We start from the raw sequence: 15,950 nt of genomic DNA on the forward strand, positions 1-15,950 counted from the left end.
CACCCAGGAGTACCTGCGGCGACGCACCGCCGAGGGCATGTCCAAGCGCGAGATCATCCGATGCCTCAAGCGGTACGTCGCCCGCGAGCTCTACCAGCACATCCAGCCCCGAGCCACCAACCAGGTCCCTTCTGCGGCTTGACGAAACATAGGGGCTTCCACACCCCGCCCGGGCCGAGGGACGCTTGACCCTTCTCCCGCCGGTGGTCCGCCGCGCATGAACCACCCGAACCGGCGAGCCGCCTACGAAGATCTGTACGCTCACTCGTGCGCTCGTTCGCCCCTGCTGGGCCGTTCGCAGGACAGTCCTGCCCGCTGCCCGTGTAGTCACCCCAGACCTTTTTGCACTCGCCGATGGACTTCTTACGATTTGCTTCGATCTTGTCCGGGCTGACGAGCCGGTGCAGGGGTTCCTTCTCTCCCGGGACGGTCTTGCCGGGCCAGGAGGGGAAGGTGCGTTCGGGGTGCTTTTGGGCGTCGTAGATGTGCAGAGCGCTTTCCTTGACTGCCGCATCTTTCTGGCTCATGGCGAGCTCAACGTGGGCCTGGGTGAAGACGGTGCCCAGGTACTTGCCGGCGATCTTGCCGGCGTAGTCGTAGCGGACGTTGGAGTGGTAGGCGTCAACGCCGTCGGTGTAGGGGGCCACGTTGGGTGAGGCGACGCTGAGGTCCATGAAGACGGTGGAGTAGACGCGCTGCTGGTTTCCCTGGTCGAACAGGGGCCCCTTGTCGGGGGAGGTGTAGGTGGACCCCAACGGCTACCGCTGAGGCGGGGCGGGGTCCGCGGACAGTGGCCGGCGCGCCGAGTGGCCCGGCGGGAGGCCGAGGTCCTCCCGCACCGCCGTGTAGTAACCGAGGGATCCCGGCCGGTGGTCGCCTCGGCCGGCAGCGGCAGGAACACGGACATGACCGCACGGTATCCGCCGGGACGATCGTTACGGCAGGCATCCAGGGGGCGCTGACGACACTCACACGACGGACATGAGGGGACGGTGCACCGGACCCTCGAGCTGCCGCAACGGCAAGCCGCTGGCTCCGTTCCGCCACGCGATCACCTCGGCCATGATCGACAGGGCGGTCTCCTCGGGGGTGCGGGCGCCGAGGTCGAGGCCGATGGGTGAGTGCAGCCGGTCGAGCTGCTCGGGGGGGAGTCCCGCGTCGGCGAGCAGGCGCAGCCGCTGCTCGTGGGTGCGGCGCGACCCCATGGCGCCGACGTAGGCCAGTGGCATCCGCAGGGCCCGGGTCAGCAGGGGTATGTCGAACTTTTCGTCGTGAGTGAGCACACAGACCACGGTTCTGGCGTCGGTCGGTGTCGAGGCGAGGTAGCGGTGCGGCCAGTCCACCACCACCTCGTGGGCCGCGGGGAACCGCGCCGGCGTGGCGAAGACCGGGCGGGCGTCGCACACGGTCACCCGGTAGCCCAGCAGCGCGCCCGCGCGCGTGAGCGCGGCGGCGAAGTCGACGGCGCCGAAGACGAGCAGTCGGGGCGCCGTCGTCTGCGACTCGACCAGCAGCGTCACCGTCTCGTCGCCGCACAGGTGGTGGACGAGCCCCGTGACGCCGGCGCTCAGCAGGGCACCCGCCTCGTTCGCGGCCCAGCGGTCGAGGTCGCCACCGTCCAGGGTCCCCACCGCCTCCCTGTCCGGCCGTACCAGCATGGCCCGACCGAGCAGATGCCCGGGGCCGGACACCACCCGGGTGAGGGCGACGGGCTCGCACGCGGCCGTCGCCGCCAGGGCCGCCGCGATCTCCGGCTGCTCGGCGGGTACGACGCGCTGCACGAACACATCGAGGGCGCCACCGCAGGTGAGCCCTACGGCGAAAGCGTCGTCCCGGCTGTACCCGAAGTGCTCGAGGACGGGTCCGCGCCCGGCCAGCACCTCCCGGCACAGCTCGTACACGGCTCCTTCGACGCAGCCGCCCGAGACGCTGCCGACCGCCTGGCCCGCCGCGTCGACCGCCATGGCCGCGCCCGCCGGGCGGGGTGCGCTGCCGCTGGTCGACACCACGGTGGCGACCGCGAAGGGTTCGGCGCGCACGCTCCAGCTGTGCAGCGCCTCGGCTGCTATGTCCAGCACCTTCTCCTCCAGGGGCATGGGTCTTGTCCGGGCCGGGTCCGGTGGTCACATGCGGGGGTCAAGGAGTTTGTCGGGCGTGATCGGGAGGTTCCGCACGCGCCGTCCCGTCGCGTCGAACACCGCGTTGGCGACCGCTGCCGCGATGCCGGTGGCGGACAGTTCCCCGATCCCCTTGGCGCCGAGCGGCCCGGCGTGCGGGTCGAACTCTTCGACGAAGGAGATGTCGATGTGGGGCGGGATGTCGGCGTTCACCGGCAGGGCCACGCCCGCGAGGTCCTGGGACAGCCAGCGGCCGAGCCGCGGCTCGAAATGGCTGGCCTCCATGGCGGCCATGCCCCAGCCCCACACGAGTCCGCCGATCATCTGGGAGCGGGCGGTGCGCTCGTTCACGACCGCGCCGACGCTGTAGACGCCCGTCGCCCGGCGCAGCCGCAGCAGCCCGAGATCGGGGTCGACGCCGACCTCCACGAACATGGCGCCGAAGGTGCGCGACGAGACACCCGGCGCCCCCGCGTCGGCGGAGCCGCCTCCGGGCAGCACCATCTCCCCGTGGCCGACCACCTCGTCCAGGCCGGCGGCGCGCAGGATGTCACCGTACGGCCGACGTTCGCCGCGCCGGACGAGGGCGCCGGAGTCGGCGCGCACCTCCTCGGCCGGCCACGACACAGCCTTCGCGAGCCGGCGCAGGACGTCGTGCGCGGCCCCGTGCACCGCGGTGCCCATGGCGAGGGTCGTGCCCGATCCGTAGTGGGGACCCGCGTACGGCAGGTCGGTGTCGCCGGCCACCCCCTGGACGGAGCGGATGTCGAGGCCGAGGATCTCCGCAACGATCTGCGGGAAGATCGTGGTGGCCCCCGCGCCGATGTCGGTGTAGCCGGCCTCAATCCGCGCGGTGCCGTCGGCCCGCAGCCGGACCCGGGCCTTGGAGGTGAACCGGAACTGGCCCTGGGTGCAGTCGGCCATGCCGCAGCCGATGAGCCAGTGCCCGTCCCGGGTGCCGCCCTTGGGCCGGTCCCACCAGCCGAACCGCCGGGCGCCCTCCTCGTACGCCTTCTTCAGCTTCTTCGAGGACCAGGGAGCGCCGTCGGCGGGATCGGTCTCCGCGTAGTTGACCAGGCGCAGCGTCAGCGGATCCATCGAGAGCGTGTGAGCCAGTTCGTCCATGGCGGAACCCAGCGCCCAGGTGCCGGGACCGTCGATGGGCGAGCGCATGAACGACGACAGGTTGACGTGGCCGCGCCGCACCCGCTGGCTCGTGGAGATGTTCGGGGAGGCGTACAGGGACCTGGAGGGCACGCCGGCGAATTCCACGTAGTCGTCGGTGACGGCGGTGATGTTGTCGACCTCGTGGACCACGGCCCGCAATGCGCCGCTCTCGTCGGCGCCCAGGGACACGCGCTGTTCCGTCAGCGGCTGGTAGCCGACGACGCTGTACATGTCCTGGCGGCTGAGCACCAGCTTCACCGGACGGCCGACGGCCTTGGCGGCCTGGGCGGCGAGGATCTCGTGCGGCCAGACGAACGCCTTGGTACCGAAGCCGCCGCCGGTGTGACGGGCGATCACCCGCACGCTGTCGGAGGCGATGCCGAAGGCCGCCGCCAGGATGTCCCGCACCGCGTAGATGTGTTGCACGGAGTCGTGCACGGTCAGCCGGCCGTCCTGCCACTCGGCGACGATCGCGCTCGGTTCCATGGGATTGCCGTGCCGGGACGGCTGAGTGTAGGTGCCCTCCGCGCGCACGGGCGCCGCCGCGAGGGCCGCGACCGCGTCGCCCTTGCGGAACTCCAGATCGGTGAGCACGCCGTAGCCGCTCTCCGGTGACGGCGATACGGCCACCGCCGTGTCCGGGTTGATGAAGGGCTCACGCGTGTAGTGCACGCATACGCGCATCGCGGCGCCCTCGGCCGCTTCCAGGGACTCGGCCAGGACCATGGCCACGGGCTGGCCCCAGTAGTGCACCACGTCCGACTGCAGGGGCAGGAAGCGGGTCGCGAGCGGAGGGCTCGGCAGTGCGGCGAACGCCTCGTCGACGGCCGGAAGCCCGGTCAGCACGTGGACGACCCCTGGCTCCCCGCGCGCTTCGTCGAGGTCGTAGCCGCAGACCCGGCCGGCGGGGATGGTCGCCCCGACCAGGACCGCGTACAACTGCCCGTCCACCGTGTGGTCGGCGGCGTACGCGGCCGCCCCGGTGACCTTGGCGGGACCGTCCTGCCTCGTCGCGCCACGCATGCTGGTCATCACGCCTCCAGGGCCAGTTCGAGGGCCCGCAGCGCCGTGTTGCGGGCGAGCGGGATCTTGTACGCGTTCGAGGAGAGCGGGCGGCTGTCGGCGAAGCCCGAGGTCACGGCGTCCAGCAGATCGGGGCTGCCGGGCCGCAGCCCCACCAGCGCCTGTTCCGCCTCGTACAGACGCCACGGGCGCGGCGCCACGGAGCCGAGGGCCAGACGCGCACGGGCGATCAAGCCGTCCTGGACCTCGACCGCGGCAGCGGCCGAGACGAGGGCGAACTCGTAGCTCTGGCGCTCGCGCACCTTGACGTAGGCCGACTTGGGCGCCGGCGCCCCCAGTTCGATGCCGGTGATCAGCTCACCGGGGCGCAGCACGTTGTGCGCGGCCGGGTCGTCGGCGGGCAGGGTGTGGAACTCCGCCGCCGGAATCCTGCGCCCGCCCTCCACATGCTCGGTGATGATCACCGCGTCCAGGCAGGCGAGGGCGACCGCGGGGTCCGAGGGCTGTACGGCCACGCAGCCCTCGGTCCACCCGAAGATGGCCAGCCGCTCGTTGGCGCCGTGCAGGGCCGCGCAACCGGAGCCGGGTTCGCGCTTGTTGCAGGCGACCGGGTCGTGGGAGCGGAAGTAGGGACAGCGGGTGCGCTGCACCGGATTGCCGCCGATGGTGGCCAGGTTGCGCAGCTGCGCGGAAGCCGCCTTGAGGATGGCCTGGGCGAGCACCGGGTACGACGTCTCGACGCGCGGGTCCTGTGCCACGTCGTTGAGCCGGGCCAGCGCACCGATGCGGAGGCCGTCGCCGTGGGAGACGATCTCGTCCAGCCCGGGCAGCCGGCCGATGTCGACCAGCCGGCGCGGCGACTCGATGCCGATCCGCGCCCAGTTGAGCAGCTCGGTGCCACCGGCGAGGAACAGGGTGTCCGCGGTATGCGCACCGTTCAGGGCGTCGGGCACGGATTCGGCGCGGACGTAGGTGAAGGGCCGCATGTCACCGCTCCTCTCCGGCGGCCGCCTCGACAGCGGCGGCGATCTGCGGATACGCGGAGCAGCGGCAGATGTTCCCGCTCATCCACTCCCGGATCTCGTCGTTCGACCCGGTGTGCCCCTCCCTGATGCAGCCGACCGCCGACATGATCTGGCCGGGGGTGCAGAAGCCGCACTGGAAGGCGTCCGCGTCGATGAAGGCTTGCTGGACGGGGTGCAGCGCGCCGTTCCGCGCGAGCCCTTCGATCGTCGTCACGGCACAGCCGTCGGCGCTCGCGGCCAACACCATGCAGGCGTTGACGCGGCGCCCGTCGAGGTGGACCGTGCAGGCGCCGCACTCTCCCCGGTTGCAGCCCTTCTTGGTGCCGGTCAGCCGAAGCCGCTCGCGCAGGAGATCGAGCAGAGTCGTGCGTACGTCGCAGGTCACCTGCGTCGCCGTCCCATTGATCTGCAAGGTCACGGTCACTTCTGGGGTGAGGGTCTCGTTCGGCATCGCATCGCTCCTGAGCAAGGGCGGTAGATCGTGGGAAACGGGGAGTCCGAGGGACGCAAGCCTGGCGGGATCGACGAGCCCGGGCATCGGTCAAGTGACTGGCCTGGACGACTGTCGCCGCCCGTCAGACGGTGCCGTTGTGTCCGCCGGCCGCTGTGAGCACCGAGGTCACAGCCTCGACGACCTTGCGCGGCCCGTAGAGAGCGAGAGCGGCGTACGCCGGCTCGCGCGTCGGCGTGCTCCGCAAGAGCTGTGTCGGCTCCACGTCACCGAAAGCGGTGCCGGGGCGGACGGGGCACTCGCAGACTCCCAGGTCGGCCCGGACGGCCGCCTCCCGCAGCGCCACCATGTCGGCCTGCGAGGTGGGGAGCACGGCGACGCAGGAGGTTGGCGTCCCGGTGTGGACGCTGTGGTCGGCGTCCGGCAGGTCGAGCCCTCGCACGCCGGGCATCCGGGCGCCCGCGGTCACGCTGACGATGGCGGCGGCGTTCAGCATCGTCTCCGCGCTGAGTTTCTCGTCGACGCCGATGACCATGTGCTCGACGGACAGTCGGCCGCGCAGACGGTACGGACCCTCGCCGACCGGAGTACTGGTGGGAACGTAGATCGTCATCTGTTCTCCTGCGCCTGATGAGGACGCCCCCAGCCTGCTCGGCCGGGTCCCCGGAAAGGAGCGAGGAAACCGAAACATCCGTCGGCCCCCCTTCGGGGAAGTCACAGGCGTTGCGGCGGTCGTCCTCACGAACGAGGGAACGGCACCGAGGTGAGCTCCTCCAAGGTCGCCAGCAGATCGTCCTGGAAACCGACGTCGAGCGCGGCGGGTGAGGGCGGTACCTCTTGCCGGTGGTAGAAGTAGCGGCCGCTCACCTTCGCCTCCGGGTCCTCGCTGACCGCGAGCCATGCCTGGGTGATGTGCGCCTGAGTGATGTCGTCGGGAGCGCCGGGGCCGCCCATCTTGGTGGGCACCCAGCCCGGCTCCAGGGAGTTGCTCAGCACATCGGGCCACAGCCGCGCCACGGCGAAGGCGAGCGTGGCGTCGTACAGCTTGCTGTCCGAATACGCCTGGGCGCCGTTCCAGGGACGACGCTCCCAGTCGAGGTCGCGTGTGTCGCCGCGCCCGCCCTGGTGCATACCGCTGCTGAGGTAGACCAGGCGCTCGGGCCGGCGCATCAGACAGGTGAGGATGTACGGGGCGAGCACATTGACGGCCAGGACATGCGCGTGTCCGTCCTCGGTCGTGATTTTGGCGCGCTCCCGGTAGCCGATGCCGGCGTTGTGGATCACGGCGTCGAACGGCGCGCCGGCGTTCGCCTGTTCCGCCAGGTCGACCGTCTGCTTGCGGCTCGACAGGTCGGCCACCAGAACCGTGTCCATCTCGGGGCACCGCTCGCGGAGCTGCTCCGCCCTGCGCTCGTTCCTGGCGTGCCCGGTCACCGTGTGGCCCTGCTCGATGAGCAGGCGTGCCGCCGCCAGACCGAGACCGTCGGTCGTGCCCGTGATGAAGACGTGGGCCATGGAACTGCTCCTTTCCATTGGTGAGAGTCGGCGAGCGGGCAGGGCGCGCGCCGCCATTTCCATGCTCGGAGCAGCGGCACGGCGGTACATCGGTCATCTGACTGGCTCCGATACCGCGGTCCGGGTGCCGCATCGGAGGTCTGGGCCGTCATCGGGCCCAGGCGGGGCCGATGTGGCCCGTTTGCCCGTCGACTGAGTTCCCCGCAGGTCGTCGGATCGTCGATCCGGCAGTCGTCGGATCGTGCGCGTTACGCGCCTCGCGTCGCTCAGCGATCACCGCGCCGGCGACTCCCCGGCAGGCACCGAAGCACCGGCAGTCATTTGACGCATCCGTCCGCGTCGAGCCGGGGCGAAGACTCATCGGCGACAGACGCGGCCGGCCTGGTCGCGAAAGCTCAAGGAACCCGAGGTCCGACTCATGCACGCAGCCATCGCCACCGCGGTTGACGCACCGCTGTCCCTGACCGAACTCGACGTTCCCCAGCCAGGCTTCGGCGAGGTGCTCGTCCGTGTGACCGCCTGCGGGGTCTGCTTCTCCGACCTCAACCTCCTGCGCGGCCACTACCCCTTCGCCCGCTTCCCCATCACCCCCGGCCACGAGATCACCGGCGTGGTCGCGGCCACCGGTCCCGGAGTCACTTCACCCACCGTCGGCACGGCTGTCGGCGGTCAGTTCCTCTACGACTCCTGCGGCCACTGCGACTACTGCGTGCGCGGCGAGCAGATACTGTGCTCCGCCAAGCGGATCACCGGCATCGTCGCGGACGGCGGATACGCCGAGTACGTGATCCTCAAGGCCGGATTCGTCACCGAACTGCCCACCGGCATGGATCCCGTCGCGGCGGCCCCGCTGATGTGCGCGGGCATCACCGCGTTCAACGGACTGCGCCAGGGAGGCGTCACCGCCGGGTCACGTGTGGCGATCGTCGGTGCCGGCGGCATCGGCGCACTCGCCATCAGCTACGCCGTCGCCATGGGCGCCCGAGTGGCCGTCGTGGGCCGTTCCCAGAAGAGTGCCGACGCGGCGAAGGAACTGGGCGCCGAGCTGTTCGTGGCGACGCAGGACACCGACCCCGCGCAGGCACTCAAAGAGTGGGAGGGCGGGGCGAACGTCGTCCTGAACGCGGCCCCCTCCACCTCGGCCGGTGCCGCGGCCCTCGGCGGCCTGGCCCCCGACGGAACGCTCGTCTTCTGCGGATACGGCACCGAACCGCTCCAGCTGCCCATCCAGCCGATGGTGCTCAACCGGCTGCACGTGATCGCCTCGCCCTCCGGTTCGCCGCACGACCTGCGCGACACCCTCGCCTTCTCCGCCTCCCACGGCATCTTCCCCAAGGTCACCCCCATCGGCCTCGATGAGGCGCCCGCTGCCCTTGACGCCATGGCGGCCGGCCGCAGCTCGGGCCGGTCGGTCATCTCCTTCCTCTGACGGTCCCTGGGACCACGACCGGATCTCCCACCAGACAGCACCCGCACACGCAGGCGTCCCCTCGACCATCCTCAACTCGCTTCAGGAGGCACCCCCATGAGCAAGACCATCCTCATCACCGGCGCCGGCTCAGGCTTCGGCGCGCTCAGCGCCCGCGCTCTGGCCAAGGCGGGCCACACCGTCTACGCCGCGATGCGCGACACCCAGGGCCGTAACGCCGGCCGGGTCGCCGACGCCGCCCAGTGGGCGGCGGACAACGATGCCGACCTGCGCACCGTCGAACTCGACGTGCTTTCCCAGGAGTCGGCCGACGCCGCCATCAACACGGTGTTCGACCAGGCGGGGCGGCTCGATGTGGTGATCCACAACGCCGGTCACATGGTGACCGGTCCCACCGAGGCGTTCACCCCGGAGGAGATCGCCGCGGTCTACGACACCAACGTGCTCGGCACCCAGCGTGTGAACCGCGCCGCCCTGCCCCGGCTGCGTGAGCAGGGCAAGGCACTACTGCTGTGGATAGGTTCCACCAGCACCCGGGGCGGCACCCCGCCGTATCTCGCCCCCTACTTCGCGGCCAAGGCGGCGATGGACTCCCTCGCGGTCAGCTACGCCAGTGAGCTGGCCCGGTTCAACATCGAGACCACGATCGTCGTTCCCGGGTCCTTCACCAAGGGCACCAATCACTTCGCCACAGGCGGACGCCCCGCCGACGAGCGGACCGTCACGGCGTACGAGGAGCGCTACCCGGGTCTGGTGGAGCAGGTCAGCAAGCGCCTCGCCGCCCTGGCCCCCGCCGACGCCGGTGTCTCCCAGGTCGCCGAGGCCGTGGCCAGGGTCGTCGACACGCCGCACGGCTCGCGGCCCTTCCGCGTCCATGTGGACCCGGCAAACGACGGAGCCGAGGAAGTCAGCCGGGTCGCCGACCGCATCCGCGAGGAATTCCTGGCGCGCGTCGGCCTGGAGGACGTCCTCCACCCGCACTGCCCCGTGACAGACACCCCGATCGGTTGAGTGACCAGCTCAGGAGGACGTAATGATCGACCAGGTACAGGAACGCACCGTCGCCACCCGCGGCCTGCTCATCGCGGGCACCGAGGTTCCGGCGGCCTCGGGACGCACCACCGACGACCTAAACCCCGTGACCGGAAAGGTGTATATGACGGTTCCGGCCGCGGGCATCGACGACGTGGAACGCGCCGTGGCCGCCGCACACGCCGCCTTTCCCGCCTGGGCCGGGACCGCGCCCTCGGCCCGCCGCGCGATGCTCGAGAAGGCCGCGTCCCTGCTGGAGGAACGCGTCGACCGGTTCACTCAGATCATGGTCCACGAGACCGCCGGCACCAGGACCTGGGCGGCCTTCAACATCCGGATGTCCGCTGACCTGCTGCGACAGGCCGCGACCATGGCCACCCGCCCGGCCGGCGCGCTGCTCGCCACGGATGTGCCGGGGGAGTTGTCCATGGCCGTCCGGGCGCCCGCCGGTGTCGTGGCGGCGTTCGTGCCGTGGAACGGCCCTCTGATCCTTTGCGCCCGTGCCATCGCCGTGGCCCTGGCCACGGGCAACCCGGTGGTCATCAGGCCAAGCGAGGACGCGCCCGTCACCAGCGGCTTCTTCCTCGCCGACGTGCTCGCCGACGCGGGTGTGCCCGCCGGCGTGGTCAACGTCGTCACCAACGACCGAGCCGACGCCCCCGCCGTCGTGGAGGCACTCGTGGCGGACGAGCGGGTCCGCCGGGTCAACTTCACCGGCTCGACTCCGGTCGGGCGGATTGTCGGCCGCCTGGCGGGCGAGCATCTCAAGCCCGTCATCCTGGAGTTGGGCGGCAAGAACCCCATCGTGGTGCTCGACGACGCCGACCCGGAGTACGCGGCCGCCGGGGTCACCCTGGCGAAGTTCATGAACTCCGGCCAGATCTGCATGTGCGTGGACCGGGTGATCGTGCAGAACGGCATCGCCGACGCGTTCGTGCGGGCCTTCGTCGCCAAGGCGGCGGCACTCGGCCAGGGCGACCCGTCCCGGCCCGACACCCTCGTCGGCCCGCTCGTCAACGCCCGGGCGGCCGAGCGCGTGGCGGGGCTGGTGGCCGACGCGGTGGAGAAGGGCGCCGAGGTCCTGCTCGGAGGTGGCCTCGCCGACGGCGCGTTCTACCCGGCCACCATCCTCGACAAGGTGACGCCCGACATGCGGATCTACCACGAGGAAGTGTTCGGACCGGTCGCCACCATCTTCCGGGTCGACACGGTGGATGAGGCCGTCGACCTCGCCAACGACACCGAATACGGGCTCTCCAGCGCGGTGTTCACCGAAAACGCCTCGCGCGGTCTCGACGTGGCACGCCGCCTGCGTCACGGCGCCACGCACGTCAACGACCAGTCGGTCGCAGACGAACCCCAGGCCCCGGTGGGCGGCGTGAAGAACAGCGGCTACGGCCACTTCGGCAGCGAGTGGGGCGCGGAGTTCTTCACCGAGACCCGCTGGGTGACCGTGACGGACCGTCACACTCCTTATCCGGTGTGACCGGTTGGCCCGCCGCACCGGACGCGGACGGCTGTCGTATCGGCGCGCTCGTCGATGCGGCAGCCGTGTGCCGATTCCGGGCCCGCCGTGACCAGCGCCCCGACCTGGAGCCACCGACATGACCGCCACCCCGCTCGACCGGGCCCGCGCCTCCCGCCTGCTGGCCAGGCTCGTCCGCACCCAGCCCGCACCCCAGCGCTACCGCACCGCCACCATCGCGGCCGTCTGCATGGCGCTGCCCATGTCGCTGGCCTTTGCCGCGCACCGTCCCGCGCTCGGAGCGATCGGCGGCCTCGGCTCCTTCGCCGCCCTCTACGGCAGACCGAGCCCGCCGGCTCGTGACGCCCGCGCGGTCGCCCTGGCCACGCTCGGACTCGCCGTCGGATTCTGGGTGTGCGGTACGGCGCAGGGCCGGCCCTGGCTCGCGGTGGCGGTGACCGGCGCCTGGGCGACGGTGGTCACCCTCGTCTGCGGTGCCTTCGCGGCCAGGCCACCCGGGATGGTCATGCCCGTCCTGGTAGGAGCCGTCGCCACCGCCTTGCCACCGCGTGATCCCCTTCCCCTCGTCGCGGCGATCGCGGCTACCGGGCTGCTGGCGACGCTGCTCGTCTGGGTGAGCGCCTGCCTGCGAGACCTGGGCTCGGCACACGCCGGGCACCCGGCACCCGACCGAAGCCCAACCCATGGCCGGCCACGTCGGCAGCCGTGGCGCCCCGGTCCCCTCCGGCCCCCCACCTGGCAGCTCTACGCACCCACCCTGACCTGGGCGGGACTGCGCACCGGAGCCGGTGTGGCGCTCGGCGGTGTCCTGGCGCTGGCGATCGGCGCCCCGCATCCCTTCTGGGCCATGGCCACCGCCGCCGCCATCCTGACCGCGGGCAACCACGCGACCAGCGTGAACGACCGCGCCCTGCTGCGCGGCACCGGCACCCTCGTGGGATGCCTCGTGGCAGGGGCCGTACTCGCTTTCCACCCCGGCACGGCGATGACAGTGCTGCTCCTCGCCTTCTTCGCCTTCGCCACCGAATGCGTCGTGGCACGCAACTACGCACTGGCGATGATCTCCGTGACGCCCACGGCGACCGTGCTGGCCTCCGTCGCGTCACCGGTGACCGTCGCGCCCTGGACACTGGCGGGAGAACGGTTGCTGCAGACCCTCCTCGGCTGTGTCGGCGCCGTCGCCGCGGGCCAACTGGTGACCGTCCACTGGGCGGTGGAGCAGCGGCTGCGAGCCGTACGGGCCGTCCTCGTGGCCGCGGCCGACCTCCTGGAAGAGCCGGAACCGGACGGGCCGGGGGACCGAAACGCGGACATTCTCACGCGCCGGATTCGTCATCTCTCACTCGTCTCCGAGCGCGCCGCCGGTGAACGGCCCGCAGTGCGCAACGGCATCGCCGAACTGGATGCCGTAGTCAGGGACACGAACGCGGTGGCGGACGAAGCGCTGCGCCGCCATCGGGAGGCCGAGAAGGGCGACCATACGTACGCCGAGCCACTCCGGAGCCTTGCCGCACTGCTGGCAACCGCCGAGAGCGAGCCGCCACGACGCGACCTCGCGGCACCGCATCGCCCCTGCACCAGGCCCGAGTTGGCGCGACTGACGGACAGCGTGCAAGAGTGGATCTTCACCGGCGGAGGAAGAAACCCCAACCTCGGACATGGGCTTGCATAGCACAGATTCAGCCGCTTAGGCTTGATCTCGCCTGGAAGTCCGAGTCAAAGAATTTCATATGCCATTGCGGGCCGGTCCGATTTTCCGGGCTCGAGTTTCGAGGCTGACGAAAAAGCGCGTGGCACCTTGGCCCCGGAGGAAAGGCCGGCGATGGATACCACCCCGGTGCACTCGCGCCCGCTGATCGGTCGGCAGGACGAACTCGACTTCATCCGCCGATTCTTCACCGAGGCATCGGTCAAGGGCGGCGCGCTGATCGTGACGGGTGACCCGGGTATCGGCAAGTCGGCCCTGCTGGACGCCGTCGCACAGGACGCCGAGCGACTCGGATGCACCGTGCTGAGGGTGGCCGGCGTCCAGTTCGAGGCCGACATCGGTTACTCCGGCCTCAATCAGCTGCTGGTTCCGCTGCTGCCCCATCTCGACCACCTGGACGAAGCCCACCGCGACGCCCTGCGCGTGGCGACCGGCATCGGCTCCGGGGCCGCTCCGGACCGGCTCCTGGTGTCCATGGCGACCCTGCTCCTGCTGCGCCGGGTCGCTGAGGAGGCTCCGGTTCTTCTGATCGTGGACGACGTGCCCTGGCTGGACCGGTCCACGGCCGTGGTCCTGGGATTCGTGGCCCGCCGCCTCATCGGCAGCCGAGTCGGCTTTCTCGCCACCGCCCGCTCGGGCTCCGACGGCTACTTCGAACGCGGTGGCCTGCCCGAGCACGTCCTCCAGCCCCTTGGGGACGACTCCGCCCACGAACTTCTGCAAACCGTTCACCCTCGTCTCGCCTTCAGCGTGCGGCGCCGCCTGGTCACGGAGGCCCGCGGCAACCCACTCGCCCTGGTCGAACTGCCGTCGGTGCTGTCGGGACCGCAGCAGCAGGCCGAGGCGAGCATGCCCTCCGTGCTGCCGCTCAACGAACGCCTGAAGACCCTGTTCGCGGAGCGCGTCGCGGAACTCCCCGCGGGCTGCCGTCATGCCCTGCTCCTGGCCGCCCTCGACGGCACGGGCGACCTCTCGGTGATCGAAGAAGGGATCGGAGCCTCCTTCGTGGACGACCTGGGCCCGGCGGAACGATCCCGCGTGGTGACGGTGGACCTCGCCTCGTACCGGCTCGCCTTCACGCATCCGCTGCTCGCCTCCGCTGTGGTGGAGAGCGCCACCTCCGGTGAGCGCCGCGACGCGCACCGCACGCTGGCCGACACCCTGACCGCGCACCCGGAGCGCCGCGCCTGGCACCTCGGGGAAGCCGCCTTCTCGGCCGACGAGGAGGTCGCCAAACTGCTGGAGACCGCGGCCCAGCGCAATCTGGCCCGGGGGGATGCCACCGGTGCCGTCGCCGCCCTGTCCCGTGCCGCGCGGCTGAGCCCACTGCCCCAGGACAAGAGCCGCAGGCTGGCGGAGGCCGCCTACATCGGGGCGGACGCCGGAGGCGAACTGCGCAGCGCCTCCGTCCTGCTGGACAGCGCACGACGAGTCGACCCGGCCCTGCGCGACTCGCTCCTGGCCGCCGCGGCCACCGCCCACCTGCTGATCAACACCGACGGCGACGTCGACACGGCCCACACCCTCGTCGTCGGCGCGGTCGAGGCGCATCTGGCCGGCCCGGAGCCGTACGACGACTTCGCGCTCGCCGAGGCCCTGCACACCCTCCTGCTGCTGTGCTGGTACGGAGGCCGCGCCGAACTGTGGAAACCGCTGTTCCAGGCCATGGACCGGTTGGGCGAGGCGGTCCCGGAACTGCTCTGGCTGACCGCCCACACCTTCGGCGACGCCGCCCGCACCGGTGTCCAGGCCCTGCCGCGCCTGGACCGGGTGCTGCGCGAATCCTCGGCCGAGACCGACCCCACCCGCGTGATCCGCATGGGCACCGCGTCGGTCTATCCCGACCGGCTCGGCGACCTCAGAGAGGCCTCCTGGCGAGTGATCCGCCAAGGACGCCGCGGCGAGAGCCCCGCCCGCCGCCACCTCGGCGCCCTCATGCACCTCTGCGTCGAGTACCTGTCGACCGCGCGCTGGGACGAGGTGGACGGCTTCGCCGAGGAAGGACTCAGGATCTGCGAGGAGCAGGAGTTCCACTTCTTCGTCTGGTACTTCCGCTACTGCCAGGCCTTCACCGCCGCCGCGCGCGGACAGACCGACACCAGCCGGGTACTGACCGACCAGATCAAGCAGTGGGCCGCACCCCGTGGCGCCCACGGGGCCGCGCTCTGGGCCGCGCAGGCGCGGGCCCTGTGCGCGATGGGCTCCGGTGACTTGGAGGAGGCCTACCGCCAGTCCTGCCTGGTCTCCCCGCCCGGCGAGCTGGCCCCCTTCGTGCCGCACGCCATGTGGAACGCGCTCGACCTGGTCGAGTCCGCAATCCGGACCGGACGCACCGACGAGGCACGCGATCACGCCGGGGCGGTCAGGAACTCGAACATGGCCGCCCTCTCACCACGGATGGCCGCGCAGGTGGACGTCATCGAGGCGATCACCGCCACCGGGAAGGAGGCCGAGCGGCACTTCGAGGCCGCGCTCGCCGGTGAGGCCCGCCGCTGGCCCTTCGAACACGCACGTACGGAGCTGCTGTACGGCGAGTACCTGCGACGCGCCCGCAACACCGGCGAGGCGCGCACCCACCTGTCGTCCGCGCTCGCCGCCTTCCGCCGACTCGGTGCGACCCCGTGGGCGAACCGGGCGGCCGCCGAACTGCGGGCGGCCGGCGAGATCCTGCCCAGGGCGGCGGGGGAGGCCCCCAAGGCACAGCTCACCCCGCAGGAGCTGGAGATCGCCACCCTGGCCGCCACCGGTCTGACCAACAAGCAGATCGGCGAACGCCTCTTCCTCTCGCACCGCACCGTCGGCTCCCACCTGTACCAGATCTATCCGAAGCTCGGGATCACCACGCGCGCGGCACTGCGCGACGCGCTGGCCTCCCTCGACGAGGGCCCGACGGACGCCTGACCGCCGTACCCGACGTGTCCCCGGCCGGGTCCGCCGCCGTACGGCAGTCAGATGACGGATGCCCCGACCTGCCGCACGAGCCAGTCTTGGGGGACG

At 71.3% G+C, this 15,950-nt stretch carries 11 protein-coding genes; 5 read left to right on the forward strand and 6 right to left on the reverse strand.

The features are described 5' to 3' along the window. Positions 1-968: 968 nt before the first annotated feature. The 6 genes from ACIRC0_RS37275 to ACIRC0_RS37300 form a co-directional block, all read right to left on the reverse strand. Positions 969-2,078, reverse strand: a complete 1,110-nt coding sequence (locus tag ACIRC0_RS37275) for an XdhC family protein (protein WP_403625927.1) — start codon at positions 2,076-2,078, stop codon at positions 969-971. Between the two features lie 45 nt (positions 2,079-2,123). Next, positions 2,124-4,316, reverse strand: coding sequence for a xanthine dehydrogenase family protein molybdopterin-binding subunit (locus ACIRC0_RS37280; RefSeq protein ID WP_403625803.1), 2,193 nt, complete (start codon positions 4,314-4,316; stop codon positions 2,124-2,126). Then, on the reverse strand, positions 4,316-5,293 hold the full coding sequence (locus ACIRC0_RS37285) for an FAD binding domain-containing protein (protein ID WP_403625806.1): 978 nt from the start codon (positions 5,291-5,293) through the stop codon (positions 4,316-4,318). The genes ACIRC0_RS37280 and ACIRC0_RS37285 overlap by 1 nt, the downstream gene beginning before the upstream one ends. Position 5,294: 1 nt before the next feature. Further along, positions 5,295-5,783, reverse strand: coding sequence for a (2Fe-2S)-binding protein (locus tag ACIRC0_RS37290; protein ID WP_403625809.1), 489 nt, complete (start codon positions 5,781-5,783; stop codon positions 5,295-5,297). 124 nt (positions 5,784-5,907) lie between these two features. Then, complete coding sequence (locus ACIRC0_RS37295) at positions 5,908-6,396, reverse strand: DUF2000 family protein (RefSeq protein WP_403625812.1); 489 nt, start codon at positions 6,394-6,396, stop codon at positions 5,908-5,910. A gap of 125 nt (positions 6,397-6,521) precedes the next feature. Further along, positions 6,522-7,298, reverse strand: coding sequence for an SDR family NAD(P)-dependent oxidoreductase (locus ACIRC0_RS37300; protein WP_403625815.1), 777 nt, complete (start codon positions 7,296-7,298; stop codon positions 6,522-6,524). 418 nt (positions 7,299-7,716) lie between these two features. On the opposite strand from ACIRC0_RS37300, the gene ACIRC0_RS37305 reads away from it, so the two are divergent. The 5 genes from ACIRC0_RS37305 to ACIRC0_RS37325 all read left to right on the forward strand — a co-directional run bounded on the left by ACIRC0_RS37305 (position 7,717) and on the right by ACIRC0_RS37325 (position 15,854). Further along, on the forward strand, positions 7,717-8,727 hold the full coding sequence (locus tag ACIRC0_RS37305) for an alcohol dehydrogenase catalytic domain-containing protein (RefSeq protein ID WP_403625818.1): 1,011 nt from the start codon (positions 7,717-7,719) through the stop codon (positions 8,725-8,727). A gap of 96 nt (positions 8,728-8,823) precedes the next feature. After that, complete coding sequence (locus tag ACIRC0_RS37310) at positions 8,824-9,738, forward strand: SDR family oxidoreductase (RefSeq protein WP_403625821.1); 915 nt, start codon at positions 8,824-8,826, stop codon at positions 9,736-9,738. Positions 9,739-9,760: 22 nt separating this feature from the next. Further along, on the forward strand, positions 9,761-11,245 hold the full coding sequence (locus ACIRC0_RS37315) for an aldehyde dehydrogenase family protein (protein ID WP_403625824.1): 1,485 nt from the start codon (positions 9,761-9,763) through the stop codon (positions 11,243-11,245). 118 nt (positions 11,246-11,363) lie between these two features. Further along, entirely contained in the window at positions 11,364-12,917 is a 1,554-nt protein-coding gene (locus ACIRC0_RS37320; protein WP_403625827.1) for an FUSC family protein, read from the forward strand. Positions 12,918-13,067: 150 nt separating this feature from the next. After that, the gene (locus ACIRC0_RS37325; protein ID WP_403625830.1) at positions 13,068-15,854 is read left to right on the forward strand and encodes an ATP-binding protein; all 2,787 of its coding nucleotides are present in this window, start codon (positions 13,068-13,070) and stop codon (positions 15,852-15,854) included. The last annotated feature ends 96 nt before the right edge of the window (positions 15,855-15,950 follow it).

Origin of the sequence: Streptomyces sp. NPDC093984 (assembly GCF_044764595.1) — a bacterium.
Taxonomy (GTDB): domain Bacteria; phylum Actinomycetota; class Actinomycetes; order Streptomycetales; family Streptomycetaceae; genus Streptomyces; species Streptomyces cynarae.